Consider the following 16,789-nt stretch of genomic DNA (forward strand, 5'->3'; position numbering starts at 1 on the left):
GTCTTAAAGGGGCCACCCCGCGGTTACGTCGATCCCGAGAATATCGGCCATGGTTCCGGCTGCCTCGATCTGCGCTCGCAAATCGAGTTCGCGGTCGAAGCATGCTTGTACGTGTGCGCTGAGCGCGTCAGCCAAGGCAATCACCTGCGTACTTGTAAGTTCTACCTCGCAGTTCGGTTGCTTCCATCGATGTATCATAGCAGGTTTCTTTTCTGCCGTGCGGTACATACAATTCAGCAATAGCTTGGCTCGATCATCAGTCGCAACAAGTAGGCCGTCAACTTCAATTCCTGCACACTCACGCTGCCATCGCACCCTCGCTAGCTCGGCCAATTTTGCTGCTTTCACCGCTTCCAGTGGCCACGGCGATATCGTCCAGGTAACGCGCCACACACCATCGATCAGCGCAGGAGGATTCGGCGTAACCTGCGTCATGACCTCAATTGGTGCTGGGTCCACGATCACCCGGGCAAGTCCGTATGTTGCGAGGGTTTTGTCATCGATAGCGCTAGGGTCGTCGGACCAGGAGGTATTAGGGAACCGCTGGCGCAGGTCAGCCATATTCAATGGGTAGTCGCCAGTCACTATATTGATAAACATGCCAAATCCCCTTCATGTCCAGAATCGGATAAGAACCCGACCATTTGTGCCAAGCGCGTTATTTGGGCCATTCCCGCCACTACCGGCTCCATCGCGATCAGGGTCTGTGGCATTTCCAGGAACAGCACTATCTCCCACCAATGTGATGCGGTTGGAGGCCGTCAGTGTCGGGTGGACGTAGCCAGATCCGCCTGCTCCTCCATATGGTGGTTGCCCCTGAGTGTTGCCGCCAGATGCCCCGCCCCAATAGCCTCCACCGCCGCCGCCCCCACCGGGAGTGATGTTCGGGCCGCCGCCACCATTACCGTCACTTGCATTAATGTGATCACCGTCACCCGACCACGCTGTACCACCGCCTGCCGGTCCGCCACCGCTCGCCGTCCCCGATCCATTTGCCTGCGCATTGGAGCCTCCGCCGGCACCACCCCGATCATTGCCGGCACCGCCACCACCTCCAGCAGCAGCGATCAAGGTACCATTCAGGAAAATTTCCGAACGTGCCCCGCCCCCGCCGCACCCGCGTCCTCCGCTTCCCCTGCCGCCGTCGCCGAGTCCCGAGCCTGACAATCCGGCATCCGTTCCCAGTGCACATCCCCCAGCTGCGTAGGTCAGCACGTCGCCAGGAGCGAGGGTAGTTTCGGCGTAAGTGTAGCCTCCAGCACCGCCAGCGACACCGAAACGAGCAGCACCACCACCACCCCACATCTTAATTTTTGCAATGCACGCGTGCATCACTGTAAAACTTTGAGTGGCGTTTGTTGTCGAGTTGATTGTCCATCCTGTTTGCGAAGTAGAGCCAAATTGTGGTATGCCGCTCCTCCAGTATAGTCCTCCAGACCAAACATTTTCTCCTTGCTGCCTTATAAACACGAACTTTGTAATCATGTTTGGGGTCGAGTTGAGAGACGGCGCGGTTCCGCCGTCCCATTCAATGCTCTCTCCAGAGGACGTTGCCCACGCGACGATTCGATTTCCCTCGGCGTCCATTTTCAGATCGATAACAAGCGTCAAAACCTGATTCTCTGCAAGAACAACTGAAGGGAGTGTCAAAGTCGTACTTGTATTAACGGTGTAACGTTGAATAGATCGATTAGTTAGAGTAGTTGCAGCGCCTGTCTCAATACGTGAAGTGGTGGTTTGATAAGCGGGCCCGTCGATATTTATAGAGGTTACAATGACAGAGCCTGTAAAAACATGTTGACCCGCAAAATATTCAAGAGTTCCGCCGCTCATTATTCCATTGCCACCGGATGCCAGTATACGGGCGTCGAAATCAGTAGGGGTCGTTCCGGAATGAAAATCGATGTGGGGCGTGCTTGCATTGCCGTCTGTTCGTCCAATCTCAACAGCGCAATTGGAAGGGCCATTCAACGTAAGGCTGCTTCCGCCGTTGATTACAAGAGGATCGGCCGGGTTGAAATTCCCGCTGTGCCAGACCGGGTTGCCGTTGACCTTCAGCGCCCCGGCACCGGCGGTGACGCTCGTGCCATCGCTGAACTTTATGGACGCATCACTCAGGGGCAGGACCAAATGGCCATTCTGGTCGAAGGTCGCCGACACCGAGTGCCGCACGCCGCTCTTGTGGGTGACGACGTCGACCACGTCGTCGGCGCCGTTCTGGCGGAAGCGGAGGTGGGCGCCGCCGCTCGCGCCGACCTCGATGTTGCCGAAGCGCGTCGTGCCGACAAGGGCGTTGGCGGTGACCACGAGGTTCCTGTTGGGATCGATGCGCAGCGCTTCCGTCTCGGCACCGGCGGCGTAGCGGAGGATCTGGAGGAACCCCCCGTTGGCGTTCGGCGTGAGGCGGTAACCGTCCGCGGCGTTCGACTGCTCCAGATGCAGGGCCGCGGCGGTCGGGGTCGTGGCCTTCACCGACATCATGGCACCGGAGAACGCGAAACCGGCGCTGGTGAGATCGATGGACTGGTCATAGCCGGTGATGGTGATTCCGGCTGTCCCCGTGCCCACCCGGCGCAGATGGAAACCATCCGCGTTGACCATGAACATCGACGCGGGTGCGTCCGCGATGCGCGTGTCGCCGACGGTGCCCTTGTGCTCGATGTTGTAGGTCAGGCGACCGCCATTCAGCCCGTTTCCGGGCCAACCCTGAAGCACCGTGTGGTCGCCCAGCCGGATGTGCTGGTGATTTCCCTTGAGCCAGATCGTGGGGGTACCGAACTCGCCCCAGGTGAAGGAGGCCGTGCCGGTGTAGGTGTTCTGCGCGGCGAGCTGGGGCAGGGCGGACAACTGCACGCCATCGAGCAGATCGGCATCCAACCCCGAGCCTGAGCCGTCATTGCCCGCGTGCCAGACGGTGTTGTTCTTGTAGGTCAGGCGGTTCAGGTCTACGGAGAGCGTCGTCGTCCAGACGATCGGGTCTCCCGCGTTCTTGCCGACACCCGATGCCGAGCGGTGGAAGAGGCTTCCCCCGTTGCCGTCGCCCGTGACATGCAGGGTGAGCGCCGAGGCATCCTCGCCGGGGGTCGCGAAGGTGGGCGAGGTTCCGCCGGCCGTCCCCCAATACCAGTGCGAGCGACCGGTTCCATCCTGTTGCATCCACGACGCCGGCCCCGCCGGCGTGCTTCGCGAGAGGCCCGCGTTGGCGTTGATCGTCTGGTGGAAGGTGGTGGCGCCGGAGAACGTATTGGCGCCGGAGAAGCTGTTCGCTCCGGTGAAGCTGTTGTTGTCGGCAAGACCGGACTTCTGGCCGAGTGCCGTCGTCATGGTCGTGGCGAAGGAGGGGTCGTTCCCCAACGCCGCGGCCAGTTCGTTGAGCGTGTCCAGGGTTGCGGGCGCGCTGGACACCAGCGCCGCCACCTCGCCGCGGACGAAGGCCGTGGTCGCGATCTGGGCGGTGTTCGTGCCGGCCGCCGCGGTCGGCGCCGAGGGGGTGCCGGTCAGGGCCGGCGACGCCAGCGGGGCGGCTGCCAGCACCGTTCGCGCTGCCGCGGCGTCCGCTGCGGTGATCACGCCGACCATCGGCGCCGCCAGCGCCGACGGCGCGCCGGAGCCCGCGGCCGTGCGCCCGATGACCGTGTTCGGCGCCACGTCGGCCATGGTGATGCTGCGGTTCGCGGCAAGCGAGCCGCCGCCGGTCAGCAGGCCGGTGCCGGTGACCGTCGTGCTGGTGGCGGCCTTCTGGGCGAGTGCGGCATCCACCTCGGACTTGGTCCAGGCGTCGGTGATTCCGAAGCCGGCCAGGGTCGTCGGGTTGCTGCCGGCGGTCACCCGGCCATAGGCGTCCACCACCACCTGCTTGTAGCCGCCGGGAGTCACGCCCGTCGCCGTCAGCTCGAACTCGTACTCGTTGTCGAGCGCGGTGATTCCGATGCTGGCGGAGGCACCGGCCTTCGGAAACTTGACCGGGTTGATGATCGACAGCGTCTTGGTGATGTTGTTGAACCCGAACAGGAGCCGGGTTCCGGCCAGTTCCAGCCGGTCGCTCGGATTGCTGGCGGCGACGTAGTTGGCGCCCTGGGAAAAGACGCCCCAGGTGTTGCCGCCGACGATGGTGGCGGCCTGGTCGGCGAAGCTCTCGGCGGCGCCGGCCCAGTGGCGGGAGGAGAATTTCCCGGGCTCGACCTCGGTGTTGGGCTGCGCCTCGGCCCATTGCTGGGCCTTGTTGATGATCGCGCCCACATTGGCGGCGGTCGCCGACGCGGCGTCGCGCGCGATCTCGGCCCCGGTCTTGGCGTCCAGTGCCGCTTCCCGGTGGTCGGCGGCGGTCTGGGCGGCGGCGGCGGCGGACTGGGCGCTGGTGGAGGCGTTGGCGCTGGCGTCGGTCGCGTTGCTTGCGGCGGCGCTCGCAGCGGTCGCGGCGTTGGATGCGGTATCGGCGGCGCCGGTCGCGACCGTCGCCTTGTTCGTCGCGGCCTGCAGCGCCGCCGCCGCACCCTCGGCCGCGGTCTCCGCCGCGATCTCGGCCTGCTGGGCCCCCGCCCGCGCCGTATCGGAGCTCAGCGCGGCGGCGCTGGCGGCGGAGGAGGCTGCGCTGGCTTCGGCCGCCTTGTCCGTCGCCACACCGGCCCCCTCCGCCGCCGACGCCGCCGAGCCGGCAGCGGCGTCGGCCTTCTGGCCGGCGGTGGTCGCGGCGCCGGTGGCCGTCGTGGCGGCGTCGGCGGCGTCGGTCGCGTGCTTCCTGGCGCTGTAACCCGCCCCTTCTACCGGCCCGTCCATCCGCTCGGCCCATTGCTGTGCCTTGTCGCGCGCAGCCGAGGCGTCCGCCGCCCTGGTGGTGGCCGTGGCGGCGGCTGTGGTGGCCTCGCCGGCCTTCGTGGTCGCGGTGGACGCGGCGCTCTCGGCGGCGACCTTGGCGGCGTTGGTGAGCGTCTTGTCGGCGTCGATGCCGGCCCGCGCGGCCTGGGCCGCGGCGCGCTCGGCGACCGTCTGGTCGCGGATGGTCTCGGTCGCGGCCTTGGCCTGAGCCGCTTGGCCGGCCTGCGCCGTGGCGTCGGCGGCGGCGGCCTCGGCCCCGGTCCGTGCCGTTTGTGCCGCGGTGCTGGCGGCAGCGGCCTGGTCGCGGGCGCTCGCGGCGGCGGCGGCTGCGGCCTCCGCCCGCTCGGCCTCGTCGGTGATGGTGCCGACGATGGTGGCCGCCTGTTCCGCGTGGTGGCGCGCCGAATACTCATCATCGACCACGGGGCCGTCGGTCTTGGTGGCCCACGCCCGGGCCTCGTCGCGGAACGCGGCGGCGGCGATCACCGCCTCGCCGATCTGTGGTCCCGGACGCCACGCACCGTCGTCGAAGATGTAATCGACATAGGCCTCGTCGCGGACATAGACCCGCCATCCCTCGCGCGGTTCGATGAACTTCCAGACGTCGTTGTCCCACACGGCGATCCGGTTCGTCTGGCCGGCCCAGATCCCGGTGGCGCCGGCCGGGACGATGTAATTGACCCGTTCGGAGGGTGTCGCCGGCGGCGCCGTGGCAACGCGGCTCTCGATCACGTTCAGGCCGGTGTCCTGCTCCACGATGGCCTGTTCGATGCGCAGCACCGCCTGTTTCCACAGCTCGGCGGTGTCGATGTCGCCGTAGCCCGGATAGGGGATGTTGTAATAGGGGGTGAAGTCCCGGTTGATGACGTAGGCCTGGGCCACGGCCGTGGCGCCGGCGTAGGGTGCGGACAGCGTCAGCTGCGTGTCGCTGTCCACCGCGGCGACGGTGTAGGTCACACCGGACTGGCGCAGGGAGAAGGTGTGGCCGGGCAGCACCGGGCGGTCGGTCTTCCAACCCGTGCCGCTGCCGGTGACGGTCGTGGCGCCCTGGGTGACGGTGACGCTGCCTACGCGATATTGGGACATCACAGGCTCTTCGGTCTGGAGTTGGTCACACCGGGTCGGGCCAGGGCAGCTCCGCCCTGATCCGGTCGAAATCCGCGTTCATCGCCGTCAGCTTCTCCGGCCGCCCGTTGGCGTGGTCCTGGATCGCCTCGGCCTGGGCGTGCAGCGGCCACAGCTTCAGGTACCGCTGGCGCCGCAGGGCGGCGACCTGCTCGCGGGACAGGGTCAGGGCGATGCGCACGTCACGGTCTCCTCGAACGGCAGATGGGGGAACTGGTCGATGACGACGCGGTAGGCACCGGGATAGGCACCGACCAGCTCCAGCCGGCCACCCTCGACGATGTGCGCCGTGCCGTTGATGGTGACGGTGCAGGGATCGGGAAGCAGGATGGTCGCCACGTCCTGGCCGTCGGCGAGGATCGTCGTCTTGTCGAAGCCTGGCAGGGCGGGGCGCGGGCGCACGACGGCGAAGCCGCCGGACAGGTCGACGTAATCGGCGTTGATATCGGCCGTCAGGCCGTCCAGGCGTTCGCAGCCCGCCACGGCTTGATGGTCGAGTTCCACCGGCGAACAATGCCCGGTCTGCACGACGCGGCCGGTGGCCGGGTCGTAGTGGATAAAGGGGACGTGTCCGAGCTCGCCCATCTTCTCTTGGTAGGTGGGTCGCTCGGTCGTAAGGGTCGTGCGGGTGACGAAGTCGGGCCTCATTTGCGCAGCTCCACGGCGCTGATCGCACAGAAATGGTCGCGCGAGTAACCCCAATACTCATGGGGGTTATTGGTTGACCAACTATGGACGCCGGGACCCGGTGTCTCGATCCACATGTAGCCGATGCTGGTCGGCCTCCACTCGTAAGTGATTGAGTTGTTTTCGTTGCCTCCAAAGCCCGTGATGACTTGAAGAAAGGCACCGCGCACAGCGCTCAGCAGCACCGGCTTGCCGACCGTCCATAGGGCTACCGACGCGCTATACGTGCCCTGCGCGGCCGACATGTTCGACGTCGCGAAATCCTCGATCTTTTGGCCGTTGACGGTCAGGTCGCGGATGTTGGCCCGGTCGATGGCCGCGAAGCCGATCTTGGCGTTGGTGACGGCCAGATCGTCGATCTGCGCCTCGCCGATCACCCGCAGCGCCAGCCGGTCGCGGTCCACCGAGCCGGCGATGAGCTGCTGGGCGCTGATCGTGTTGGCGGCGATGTGGGTGCCGGTGATCTGCTCGGCCTCGATGTGCCGGGCCAGGATCGTTCTGGCGCCGATCTGGTTCGCGGTGATGGAGCCGGTCACGATCCTTTCGCCGTCGATGATCGTGCCGCCGTAGTTGGCGATGACCATCGAGCCGCCGTGATAGGTGGCGAGATGGATGCGATCGTTGCCGTAGGCCTCCTGGGTGTCCTGCGTGGCCTGCAGCACTCCCTGGCCCTTGACCCAGAACACGTAGGCGTAGCTCCAGCCGACCGGTGTCCCGCCGGCCGGCACGTTCACCCGCGCGTGGCCGCCGTCGTCCCCCATGTGGAGGATCGAGCCGGCGGTCCAGGAGATGGTGTTGTTGGTCTTGTTCGCCGTGAACTCCAAGCCCTGGACGGTCACTCCGCGCGCGCCGATCATCAGCTTGTTGGCGCTGATTGTGTTGGCACGGATGACGCCGCCGTTGATTTCGGTGCTGTTGGGCCCGGCCCGCCAGTCGCCCAGCGTCACGCCGCCGGCGATCTTGATCTTGCCGGGCTCGATGGTGGTCGAGAGCTGGTTGATCCGCGCCGCCGGATCGCCGGAGTTGGCGATCCCGTCGATCGTCGTCACGCCAGCGGAGGTGCTGACCTGCACCGAGCCGGACAGGATCGACCCGGCTTTGATCTTCGAGGCGTCGAGCTCGCGGATGTGCGCCGTGTCGATGATGCCGTTCTCGATCTGTGCGGAGCGCGTGACGACCCTGTTGGCCGACAGGTGGTCGGCGGTGATGGCGCCGGCCTGGATGGCGCCGGTCGTCACGCTGTCGGCGGCGAGGTGCCCCGCCCTGATCTCGCCGGCCAGGATGTGGTTCGAGCGGATCTCGTTCGCCGTGATGTGGCGCGCCTTGATCGCGTTCTGGCCGATCTGGGTCTCGGTGATTTCGCCCGGCAGCTCGTCGAGCTGGATCGCGGGTTCCCACTCGCTTCCGTTCCAGCGGTGGAGCCGCATCTCCGGCAGCTTGTAGAACAGCTGCACCGGCCCTTCGGGCGCGCCCGCGGGCAGCGCCGTGCCGAAGGGGATCGGGCCGAAATCGTCGGGGAAGTCGGGGATCTGCAGGCTGGCGGTGGTGCCGGCCACCCGCTCGGTCCAGTCGCCGGCGTTCTTGCTGGTGTCCACCGGCCGCAGCCAATAGGTCCGGGTCACCCCCGGCTCCAGGCCGGAGCGGTCGAGCACCGAGCGCTGGCCGGCGGCGCCCGGCACCGTGCCGATCCGGGTCGCGTTGTCGCGGTCCTGATCGACGCTTTCCCACACCTCCGCGTGGTTGTAGTCGGGGTCGGACGGGTTCGTCCAGCTCAGCCAGAAGCCGCGGAAGGATGCGTCCAGGCGGGTGGCGGTGATCGGGCCGGGCGGCTTGTCGTCGCGCGCGGCCACGATGGTGGCGATCTCGCTCTCGGGGCTGTAGTTGGCGCTGCTGTCGTTGGCGCGGACCCAGACGTCGTAGCTGACGCCCGCCACCACGCCGTCCCAGGTGTAGGATGGCTCGCGCGTGTAGACCCACTGCCAGGACAGCGGGTCGTCCTCGGTCTGGCGGATGCCGGCCTGGAACTCGGCGAAGTCGCGGGCGGTGGAGACGTTCCACTCCGCCTTGATGCGCACCCGGCCGTCCTCGCCCACCCAGCTCGTGAGCGCCGGTTTTTCGGGACGGTCCGGCGGCTCGAAATCGGCCTGGAAGGCCGCGGCGACGTAGATGGGCGCGGCGACGACCATCTCGTCCGGACCGAAGGCGTCGTAGTGGCCGACGCGGATATAATAGCCGATGTTCGGGTTTGCCGGGATGACGAAGCCGTCCTGCGGACCGTTGGCGGCCTGGTGGTCCTTGTCGAGCGGGAAATCGCTCGTCTCCGACTGCCAAACCAGCGTGCCGGCGAAGTCGGGGTCGGTGGGCAGCCGGAAGAAGACATGGATCGCGCCCACCGCGCCCGAGACCGTCAGCCCCGCGGGCAGCGGCAGGGGTGGGTTGTAGACCTCGAGCCGTGTCGGCCGGCTCTCGCGCCACAAGGTGTCGCGGATCGTCACCTCGATGATGATGCGGCGCCGCGCGTGGGCACGGCCGAGCTGGGCGCTGTCCTGCCGGTTCGCCTCCAGCGTGTAGCGGAATTCGGGCCGTGGCGAATGTTCGGTGCGCAGCAGCCGTTGCGTGACCGGGTCGAATATGCGGACGGCGTAGTCCCGGAAGCGCGGCTCGGTGCGCCCGGCGCCGGCGCCCGGCTCGTTCGTCGGCTCCCAGGAGGTGTCGGGAAAGTTGGGGCGCCAGGTGAAGACCGGGTCGCGGGTCACGAAATTGGTGTCGGTGCCGCGCTGGTCGACCTGCAGGTGGCTGATGAAGAGGTCCGGGATGGTTTCCCAGCCCTGCGCCGTGATGGTGATGGTGACGGGCCGCGAGCGCATGCCGTTCCAGGCCGTGGACCGCAGCGTGAGCGTGTAGTCGCCGAGCTCCGCGTCGTCGATGTCGTAGGTCGTGACGGTCTGCAGCGTCACCGACCGCTGGGTGCCGGTCGGCATGCCGATGGTGAGCAGATAGCCGTTGAGGTAGGGATGGGATGGCGCCGACCAACTCACCGTCAGGCGCGACCGCGGCTGGCCGTTCCGCATGTAACGGTTTTCCGACGCCGTGACGTTCGTCGGCGCCGGCATGTCCTCGCGCGGCCGCTGGTAGGGGGGCGGAGCCAGCGTGACGTTGCGCTCAACCCGCTCGTATTTGGTGACGTCGTGGAACAGCGCCGTCACTTCGTAGATGTTGGGCTGCGTCTCCTTGATCGCCATGACCCGGAAAGGCCGTGGTGCCAGGTCGCTGCCGGTCAGCGCCCACATCGCACCCGGAATCGGGGGCGTGGAGAAGGCGGTCTCGATGTCGAGCTGGCTGACCTTGCCGCCGGTCCCGGCGGTCGTCACCCTGCGGCTTTCGATGCGGCCGTCCGGCAGGGTGACGGAAATCTGATAGGTCTCGCTCACCAACAGGTCGACCGCCTCGTCGAGCGTCAGAAGCCGCCCGGCGGCATCGATCTCGACGAGCCGTCCGCCGTTGCGGGCCATGGCGTAGGAGGGGTCGGCGACGTGGATGATGTCGCCCGGGCTGATGTCGGCGTGATCGTAGGACGCGGAATAGGTGACCGTTTCCGTCTGGTGCTGTTCGCTGTCGAGCATCCAGAGGCCGAGGCGGCGGGCCTGGCTGCGGCGGGTGCAGCCGAAGGCGCGGATTTGGCCGGTCTCGCGCCAGCCGTATTTCTGGATCAGGTCGGGGTTCTCGACCACCTCGACGGCCGGCTTGTAGCCGTCGTCCGGGTCGTTCCATTGGACCAGCGCGACCGAGTGGCGCGCCTTCAGGGCGGTTCCGGAATAGGAGAAATCGCCGCCGATGACATTGGCGGGGGTGACGAGCTTCACGGCGTCGGCCGGCATGTCGGCGCGCGCGAAGATTTGGCCGGACGACCAGTAGACGAGGCCCCGGAAGGTGCTGGCGATGGCCTGCACCACGGTGTAGGCCTCCTCGCGGGCGCCGATCACGCCGTTGAAGGTGAAGCGGGGCTCCAGCTCCTCGGTGCCATCGTCCTTGCGACGCCCGCTCGGCACCAACCCGTCGCAGTATTGGGCAATCTCGTAGAGCGACCATTTGTCGGTCTGCCCCGGCGCGATCGACCCTCCCAGTCCATAACGGGGATTGGTCAGGATGTCGTAAAGAATCCAAGCCGGGTTGTCGGTCCAAGCGAGCTTGAAGCTGCCATCCCAGATGCCTTGGTATACTCGCGTCTCCGGATTGTAGTTGCTCGGGACCTGGATGATCAGGCCCTTCACGTCGTAGGCGCGCTGCGGAATCTGGTTTCCGAACTGCTCCGCATCGACGGTGATGCCGATCAGCGCCGTGTCGGGATAGCTGAACAGGCCGTCGGTGATGATCGTGTAGCTTTTCCAGTGTGTCTCGTTCTGTTCGGCAACCTGGGTGCTGTCGGCGGTGATGCGGCTGACCCGGATCTCCCACCCGTCCGTATCGGGCGGCAGGGAGACGCGGTAGGCGCGTTCGTAGGTGCTGGTCGTCTTCCCCTCGATGGTGTCGCTGATCTTTGTCTCCCAACCGGTCTTCGACCGTCCGCGGACTTCGATCTTTATCTCGACCTTGCTTCCATGCATGTCACCGTTGCTGGGGTCGGTCCGGTTCAGGCTGGGGATCGAGATGGTGACGCGCACCGCGGTGGCCGTCGCGTCGTCGATGGCGCGGACCAGCGGCTTTTCGAAGAGGATTTTGGCGTCGACCTTCACTTCGGACTCGGCAGCGGGGAAGCCGGTCACCGGCTTCTGGTCCGGAAGGCCTTTGCATTCGACCCACGATACGCCGTGGAAGTTGTCGGCGTTGTCGGGGCCTTTGATCGGCGTGGAATCGAAGAAGATCGACTGTTCCTTGTTCACCAGCCCCTGGATCGGTCCTTCGCCAAGGACGTCGATCACCCGCGCCGTGGCCTTCGATCGCAGCGTGTTCGGATCCTCTTGCGCCGCCCGGCCGCCGCCGCCGCCCTTCTTGCCGCCACCTCCGCTGCCGCCGACCCCTCCTCCGCCGTTATCGCTGGCGCCGCTTCCGTCGCCATGGGCCGAGCCGTCGTTTCCCTCACCGCCGCCGGTCTCCGGAACGGTGCCGTCGTCATCGGGCTCGGGCGGCGGAAGCGACTGGCCATTGTGGCGGATCACAACCTCGGCGGCCTTGCCGACGAGCCGGCCGTTGGTCCCCACGGTGCGCACGGAGAAACGGCCGCCGTTGGGATCGGTCAGCCGGAACTTCATGCCGCGGGCGGTTTCGACATTCACCACCTGCTCGCCGTTGGTGACGGAAATCACACCATTCGGCCAGTAGAGGGTGCCGCCGGAGATCCCGTCGAACTGGAAGCCGGAGTTGGGGGTGGCGGAGGTGATCTGCAGACCGTCGGTGGTGACGCCGTTCAGCGGGACGGCGGATGCGGCGGTGACGCTGGGCGGTTTCTCCTGGACGGACTCGTCCTGCTCGGTCTCGATACCGGCGCTGACGACCACCGAGCCCGTCTTGACCCGTCCGTAGATGAGCGGCACCGTGCCGCCCTGCTCCTGGGTGTTCACCGCGCCTTCGAACAGGAAGGAGGGCCGGCGGTCCGCCGGCTCCAGGCTGGCCGGCGCCTTCGGCTGGGGCGACATCAGCTGGGCGACGCCGGTGAGCGACATGGTCAGCCCGAACTGGGCGACCGTGCTCCAGGAGATGAAGCCCTTGCCGAGCGCGGCACCGACGCCCGTGAGGTCTCCCGCGAGCAATGGTGTCATGGCGCCCGACGCGCCGATGGCGACCGCCATCAGCGCCACCCCGAGGATCACCTTGGCCCCGCCCTTGCGGCCGGCCCCGCCGACGACCGGCACGATGTGCAGCGCCTTGGTGCCGAGCCCGATCTCCAGCATCTCAAGGTCCAGATCGAGTCCGGTCCGCCGGTCGCCGCGGATCACGCGGTAGTGGCCCTCGCGGATGTGCTTGAGAAAGCGGCCGGGGAAATTCGCCTCCAGCGCCCGCAGCGCCTCCACCGGCGACTCGACGTACAGGTCGAACGACGCGCCGAACTCGCGCCGCAGGGCGCCGTAGAGGAAGACGTTAGCCATGGAAGACCTTCTCGTGGCGCACCCAGCGGACGATCATGCGGCTCCACGGGCCGATCGGCTCGTGGCGGCTGAGGCGGTCCTGGAGGTGGTGCAGGATCAGGGAACCCTCCCGCAGCACCCCGGCGTGGTTGGGAACGGGCGAGCGGACCTGGGCGAAGAACACATCGCCAGGGCGCGCCTGGGCCGGATCGATGGTGACGAAGCCGGCTTGGCGGAAACCGTCCAGGTACAGGTTTCCGCCCTTCGACCACCATTCGTCGTCGCGGGGGAAGTCCGGCAGGGCGATCCCCAGCTCCAGACGGTGGAAATCGCGGACCAGCGAGTAGCAGTCCTGGACACCGTGGATGAAGCTGCGCCCCACCAGCGGGGCGATCGGCACGCCGTCCCCCCACACCACCGGATCGGAGCAGGACCGGCCGTCGGTCGGCACGATCACCCACGGGACGGCGGTGTCGAGCTGCGCCTGCATGTCGGCACGGCTCGGCCAGGGCATGATGCGCTCCTCCTCCGGGTCGCTCTCCCGGTAGGGGTGGGAGTGCACGATCGCGTCGAGGGCGCCCTCGTGGCAGCGCATCACCTCGTCGGGGATCAGAAAATGCCGCATCGGGTCGGCGGCCACATTGGCAAGCCGTTGATATTGCCCGCCAACGACGACGCCGCAGCATTCCCTCGGGAATTCGGCGAGAGCGTGCGCCTTCATCGCCGCGATGCAGGATGGCGCGAACATCAGGTACGGATCCTCGCGACGCCGGGAAAGGCCCGTGTGGGCAGCACCTCGGTCGCGCCGAAGCGCGCCTTGCAATCCGACAGGCGCTTGCCGCACCGGTCGTCGGCCGCGATGTCTGTTGTTTGCCCGTTGGGCCGGAAATATTTCCCGCCGGTGTAGGGGCAGGTCGCTCTCCCATAGTCGAAGGAGCTTCCGGTCCAGACGCGGTAGGCGTGGGTGCAGGCATCGCGCAGGATGTGACGGCCGGGAAGCAGGCGGCCCTCCTGGTCCATGGCGGCGCTCAGCTCCCATTCCACCATGGTCTTGGTGTGCTTCACCTTGCGCTCGATCCGGTAATGGTCGATCGGGAAATGCGCGCTGCTGTCCGCCTCCGGCCGACCGTCCAGGAAGCGCTCGAAGGTCCGGATGCGGATGAGGGTCGCGCCCAGCAGATCGTCGTAGGAGCCGACCAGCGCGGAGAAATCGCGGTTCACGTTGGCCACCCGGATGTTCGGGGTCGGCAGTCTGCCGGTGCCGCTCCACTCGAACCCCTCGGTCTGCAGGTCGAAGGGCATGTAGAGCTGGCCGCCGAAGGACACCGGCGTGCTGTCCGCGGATCCCTTCAGGAAGTGGATGACGCCGGCGCCCACATTGGTGGCATCGAGCCGGAAGAGCACGACGTAGGGGCTGGTGGCGAGTTTCTGCGCTTCGGCGGCCAGTTGGGGGATGATGCGGTCGGTCGTCATGGCCCGAACACCTGCTCGAAGGTGGCGCTGAGGCTGGCCAGTTCCCCGTTTTTGGTGCGTTCCCACGCCTGGCAGACGAAGGAGCGCGTTACCAATTCTCCCGGTGGCGTGTACAGGAATCGGTCCACCGCGCGACGAGCGTGCAGGAAGGACACGATCTCATCGATCTTGGCGACCGGGCCTTCCCACTTGAATTCGTAATTGTAGGCGATGTGGTTGATGCCGTCCGGGGCACGCTGGATATAGCCGTCGCCGAACTCGGCCTTCAGGAGCTTGATCCGGGGCTTCTGGGTGAAGCCGACCAACGGTGCGAGCGCCGGCTCGAAGGTGGGGGGGAGTGCCATGGTCACCTCGGAAGCGATCGGTGGAAACGGGCGGGGGCCGAGCGATGGGAGCGGCCTAGGACCTCAGCATCCCGCCCGGGCGCATCTCCCGCCGCATCTCCTGAAGCACCAGCCCGCGCATCTCGTCGTGGAGCTGCCGGCCGATCTGGTCGGCGAGGTCGCGGTTCTGCTCCGGCGTGCCGGCCGAGCCGGCGACCGTGATGTTGACGGTCTGGTTGAACTGCTGGCTGCCGACGCCGCCCAGCGCCTTCATCTGCTCGGGCGTGAAGACGCCCTCGCCACGGCGCAGGATGGCCGGCACCTCGTCGGACTGAAGACCGGGGAAACCGCCCTCGTGGAAGCGCTGGGCGGTGGCGAACAGCGCTCCGCGGGACGGTAGCTGATCGGCCCCGATGATGCCGCCGGTGTGCGCGATCTTGAAAACGTCGCCGATCCACGAGATGGCCTTGCCCAGGATCGAATTCACCCCAGTCTTGATTAGGCCATTCACGATCGAATCAAAAAAATCCTTCCATTTGACTTTTCCCTTTGTAATAAACTCTGTCATCTTGTTCGACAAACCGTCGAGCCATCCGGCGGATAGCTTGTCTATTGCGTCTTTGAAATTGGACAATTCTTTCAGTTTGTTCGTGAATTGCGAATCTTCCTTCTTTTCCTCTGCTGGCTTGCCGATTGAGGCCGTTGCCTGGACGCGGGCCCCTTGACCGGCCGCGGCGACCATCGCCACCGCTGCACCGGGTGACGGGGTGGGGCCGCCGGGCGGGGCTATCGCCCCCGAAGGTCGTTGCAGCCTATCGAGAAGCTGTCGCAGCGGTTCCATGAGGGCCGCCAGCGATGACGACATGGTGTTGACCGCGGACGTGGCGGTTGTCGCGGTCGACGTTGCGGCTGCCGGCGTGTCCGTGACCTGGACGTTGACGCGCCCGGTGATCCCGCCATCCAGGTTCAGTTCAACATTGATTGCAGCCAACGCCTTCGGCTCCTTTGCCCCTGTTGCCGACCGGTTCCGGATCGGCGCCGCGGTCGGTGCTAGACGGTTCTCGTCATGCTTCTGAGCGCGTTCAGCCCGTCGCGGTCGAACACCGGCCGTTCGATCGCGACCGTCCCGAGCCTGTTCCGGCGCTCAGCCTCGTACGCTTCCACCATGTCCGGCGACGCCCGCGTGGCGACGGCGGTGTTCTCCAGCGCGCGCAGATCCTCCTCCGCGGACAGCCGGTCGATGTTGCGATGCAGCATCCAGAAGGCCTGCACGGGGGTGTCGAGCGCCTCCCAATAGGTCCAGCCGTAGAAGCGCATGGCGCGGGCGACGACGTAGCCGAGGTCGATGGCCTCGACGTCGCCCGCGCCGCTCATTCCCCCGGCTGGGGCGCCCCCGCCCGCGCCTGGCCCTGCGCGCCCAGGAAGTCGAAGATCGCGTTCAACCGGCCGAGATCGAGCGCTTCCACCTCGTCGCGCGGCAGGGTGGGAAAGGCGGTGACGACCACGCCGATCAGCGTGTCGATCTCGGCGGCGACATTGTTCTGGCCCTTGAGCGCTTCGGCCGCCTTCTGCTGGCGGATGAAGTCCCCCAGCGTCATCGGCTTCATCACGTGCCGCCGTCCGTTCAGAACGATCGCCACGTCGGCAGCCGTCGGCAGTTCATCGAGGTTGAGGAGCTTCGTCATGGAGCCGTCGGGGTGGGGGGGCGGGATCGGGAGGACAGGGCGGCGCCGCAGCGCTCAGGCGGCCGGGGCGTTCTCGTTGCCGATGAAGAACAGCAGCTTCGTGGTCGGGTCGGCGAAGCCGATGAACTCCACCTTGAAGATCCGCTCCTCCTCGGCCTTGTAGGCGAAGGTCACGGCACCGGTCGTCGCCGCGTGCGGGATGACCAGATCCTCCGACGTGTCGCTGCCGGGCAGGGCGGCCGGATGCAGCACCAGTTGGTGGGCCTCATCGACGAGCGAGGTTCCCGTGCCGGCCCTCACATTCAGACGCCGGGGCGGATTCTCCCCGGCGCCCGCGGTCAGGGCCGCGGCCGGCATGATGTGCGCCAGATTGTCGATGGTGGTTTCGGCCAGCGGCGCCTTGACCTTGATGCCCCGCCCCGTGATGAATTCGTTGACGGCCGACGTGCCGTCCTGGTCCACCACGACCGTCTTGGTCTGGGTGGTCACCTCGACCTCGACACCCCCCTTGGTGAAACCGAGATCCTGGCCATTGTAGGAAATCCTGCAGGCACCGAGCTTCACGTTCCGGACATCGGACGGCATGGATGGTCCTTCCTGGTGCGGGTTGGCTGATCGC

12 protein-coding genes are annotated in these 16,789 nt (G+C 66.6%); all 12 read right to left on the reverse strand.

Annotation, left to right across the window (positions count from 1 at the left end; genetic code table 11):
- Positions 1-3: 3 nt before the first annotated feature.
- From HL658_RS32035 to HL658_RS32090, 12 genes are read right to left on the reverse strand one after another with little or no spacing between them, the layout of a single operon-like run.
- Positions 4-561, reverse strand: coding sequence for a DUF4376 domain-containing protein (locus HL658_RS32035; protein WP_180287702.1), 558 nt, complete (start codon positions 559-561; stop codon positions 4-6).
- A 51-nt stretch (positions 562-612) separates the two neighbouring features.
- Positions 613-5,901: a DUF2793 domain-containing protein gene (locus HL658_RS32040; protein WP_180284869.1), complete on the reverse strand. Its 5,289-nt coding sequence runs from the start codon at positions 5,899-5,901 to the stop codon at positions 613-615.
- 25 nt (positions 5,902-5,926) lie between these two features.
- Positions 5,927-6,121: a hypothetical protein gene (locus HL658_RS32045; RefSeq protein WP_180284868.1), complete on the reverse strand. Its 195-nt coding sequence runs from the start codon at positions 6,119-6,121 to the stop codon at positions 5,927-5,929.
- Entirely contained in the window at positions 6,106-6,588 is a 483-nt protein-coding gene (locus tag HL658_RS32050; RefSeq protein WP_180284867.1) for a hypothetical protein, read from the reverse strand. Before HL658_RS32050 ends, HL658_RS32045 begins: the two co-directional genes overlap by 16 nt.
- Positions 6,585-12,710 carry a TipJ family phage tail tip protein gene (gene gpJ, locus HL658_RS32055; RefSeq protein WP_180284866.1) on the reverse strand — a complete coding sequence of 2,042 codons (6,126 nt, stop codon included), beginning with the start codon at positions 12,708-12,710 and terminating at the stop codon, positions 6,585-6,587. Before gpJ ends, HL658_RS32050 begins: the two co-directional genes overlap by 4 nt.
- Positions 12,703-13,437: an NlpC/P60 family protein gene (locus HL658_RS32060; RefSeq protein WP_246338131.1), complete on the reverse strand. Its 735-nt coding sequence runs from the start codon at positions 13,435-13,437 to the stop codon at positions 12,703-12,705. The genes gpJ and HL658_RS32060 overlap by 8 nt, the downstream gene beginning before the upstream one ends.
- A complete protein-coding gene (locus tag HL658_RS32065) occupies positions 13,437-14,162 on the reverse strand; it encodes a phage minor tail protein L (protein WP_180284865.1) in 726 nt (241 codons plus the stop codon). The genes HL658_RS32060 and HL658_RS32065 overlap by 1 nt, the downstream gene beginning before the upstream one ends.
- Complete coding sequence (locus HL658_RS32070; RefSeq protein WP_180284864.1) at positions 14,159-14,506, reverse strand: phage tail protein; 348 nt, start codon at positions 14,504-14,506, stop codon at positions 14,159-14,161. Before HL658_RS32070 ends, HL658_RS32065 begins: the two co-directional genes overlap by 4 nt.
- Before the next feature lie 55 nt (positions 14,507-14,561).
- Positions 14,562-15,476 carry a phage tail tape measure protein gene (locus HL658_RS32075; protein WP_180284863.1) on the reverse strand — a complete coding sequence of 305 codons (915 nt, stop codon included), beginning with the start codon at positions 15,474-15,476 and terminating at the stop codon, positions 14,562-14,564.
- Between the two features lie 59 nt (positions 15,477-15,535).
- A complete protein-coding gene (locus HL658_RS32080) occupies positions 15,536-15,859 on the reverse strand; it encodes a hypothetical protein (protein WP_180284862.1) in 324 nt (107 codons plus the stop codon).
- Positions 15,856-16,170, reverse strand: a complete 315-nt coding sequence (locus HL658_RS32085; RefSeq protein WP_180284861.1) for a hypothetical protein — start codon at positions 16,168-16,170, stop codon at positions 15,856-15,858. Before HL658_RS32085 ends, HL658_RS32080 begins: the two co-directional genes overlap by 4 nt.
- A gap of 54 nt (positions 16,171-16,224) precedes the next feature.
- Entirely contained in the window at positions 16,225-16,755 is a 531-nt protein-coding gene (locus HL658_RS32090; protein ID WP_180284860.1) for a hypothetical protein, read from the reverse strand.
- Positions 16,756-16,789 lie beyond the last annotated feature (34 nt).

Origin of the sequence: Azospirillum oleiclasticum (assembly GCF_013423485.1) — a bacterium.
GTDB classification, from domain to species: Bacteria; Pseudomonadota; Alphaproteobacteria; order Azospirillales; family Azospirillaceae; genus Azospirillum; species Azospirillum oleiclasticum.

Coding starts and splice junctions, on each gene's coding strand:
- HL658_RS32035 (WP_180287702.1), bottom strand. CDS start 561: ATGGCTGACCTGCGCCAGCGGTTCCCTAATACCTCCTGGTCCGACGAC.
- HL658_RS32040 (WP_180284869.1), bottom strand. CDS start 5,901: ATGTCCCAATATCGCGTAGGCAGCGTCACCGTCACCCAGGGCGCCACG.
- HL658_RS32050 (WP_180284867.1), bottom strand. CDS start 6,588: ATGAGGCCCGACTTCGTCACCCGCACGACCCTTACGACCGAGCGACCC.
- gpJ (WP_180284866.1), bottom strand. CDS start 12,710: ATGGCTAACGTCTTCCTCTACGGCGCCCTGCGGCGCGAGTTCGGCGCG.
- HL658_RS32060 (WP_246338131.1), bottom strand. CDS start 13,437: ATGTTCGCGCCATCCTGCATCGCGGCGATGAAGGCGCACGCTCTCGCC.
- HL658_RS32065 (WP_180284865.1), bottom strand. CDS start 14,162: ATGACGACCGACCGCATCATCCCCCAACTGGCCGCCGAAGCGCAGAAA.
- HL658_RS32070 (WP_180284864.1), bottom strand. CDS start 14,506: ATGGCACTCCCCCCCACCTTCGAGCCGGCGCTCGCACCGTTGGTCGGC.
- HL658_RS32080 (WP_180284862.1), bottom strand. CDS start 15,859: ATGAGCGGCGCGGGCGACGTCGAGGCCATCGACCTCGGCTACGTCGTC.
- HL658_RS32085 (WP_180284861.1), bottom strand. CDS start 16,170: ATGACGAAGCTCCTCAACCTCGATGAACTGCCGACGGCTGCCGACGTG.
- HL658_RS32090 (WP_180284860.1), bottom strand. CDS start 16,755: ATGCCGTCCGATGTCCGGAACGTGAAGCTCGGTGCCTGCAGGATTTCC.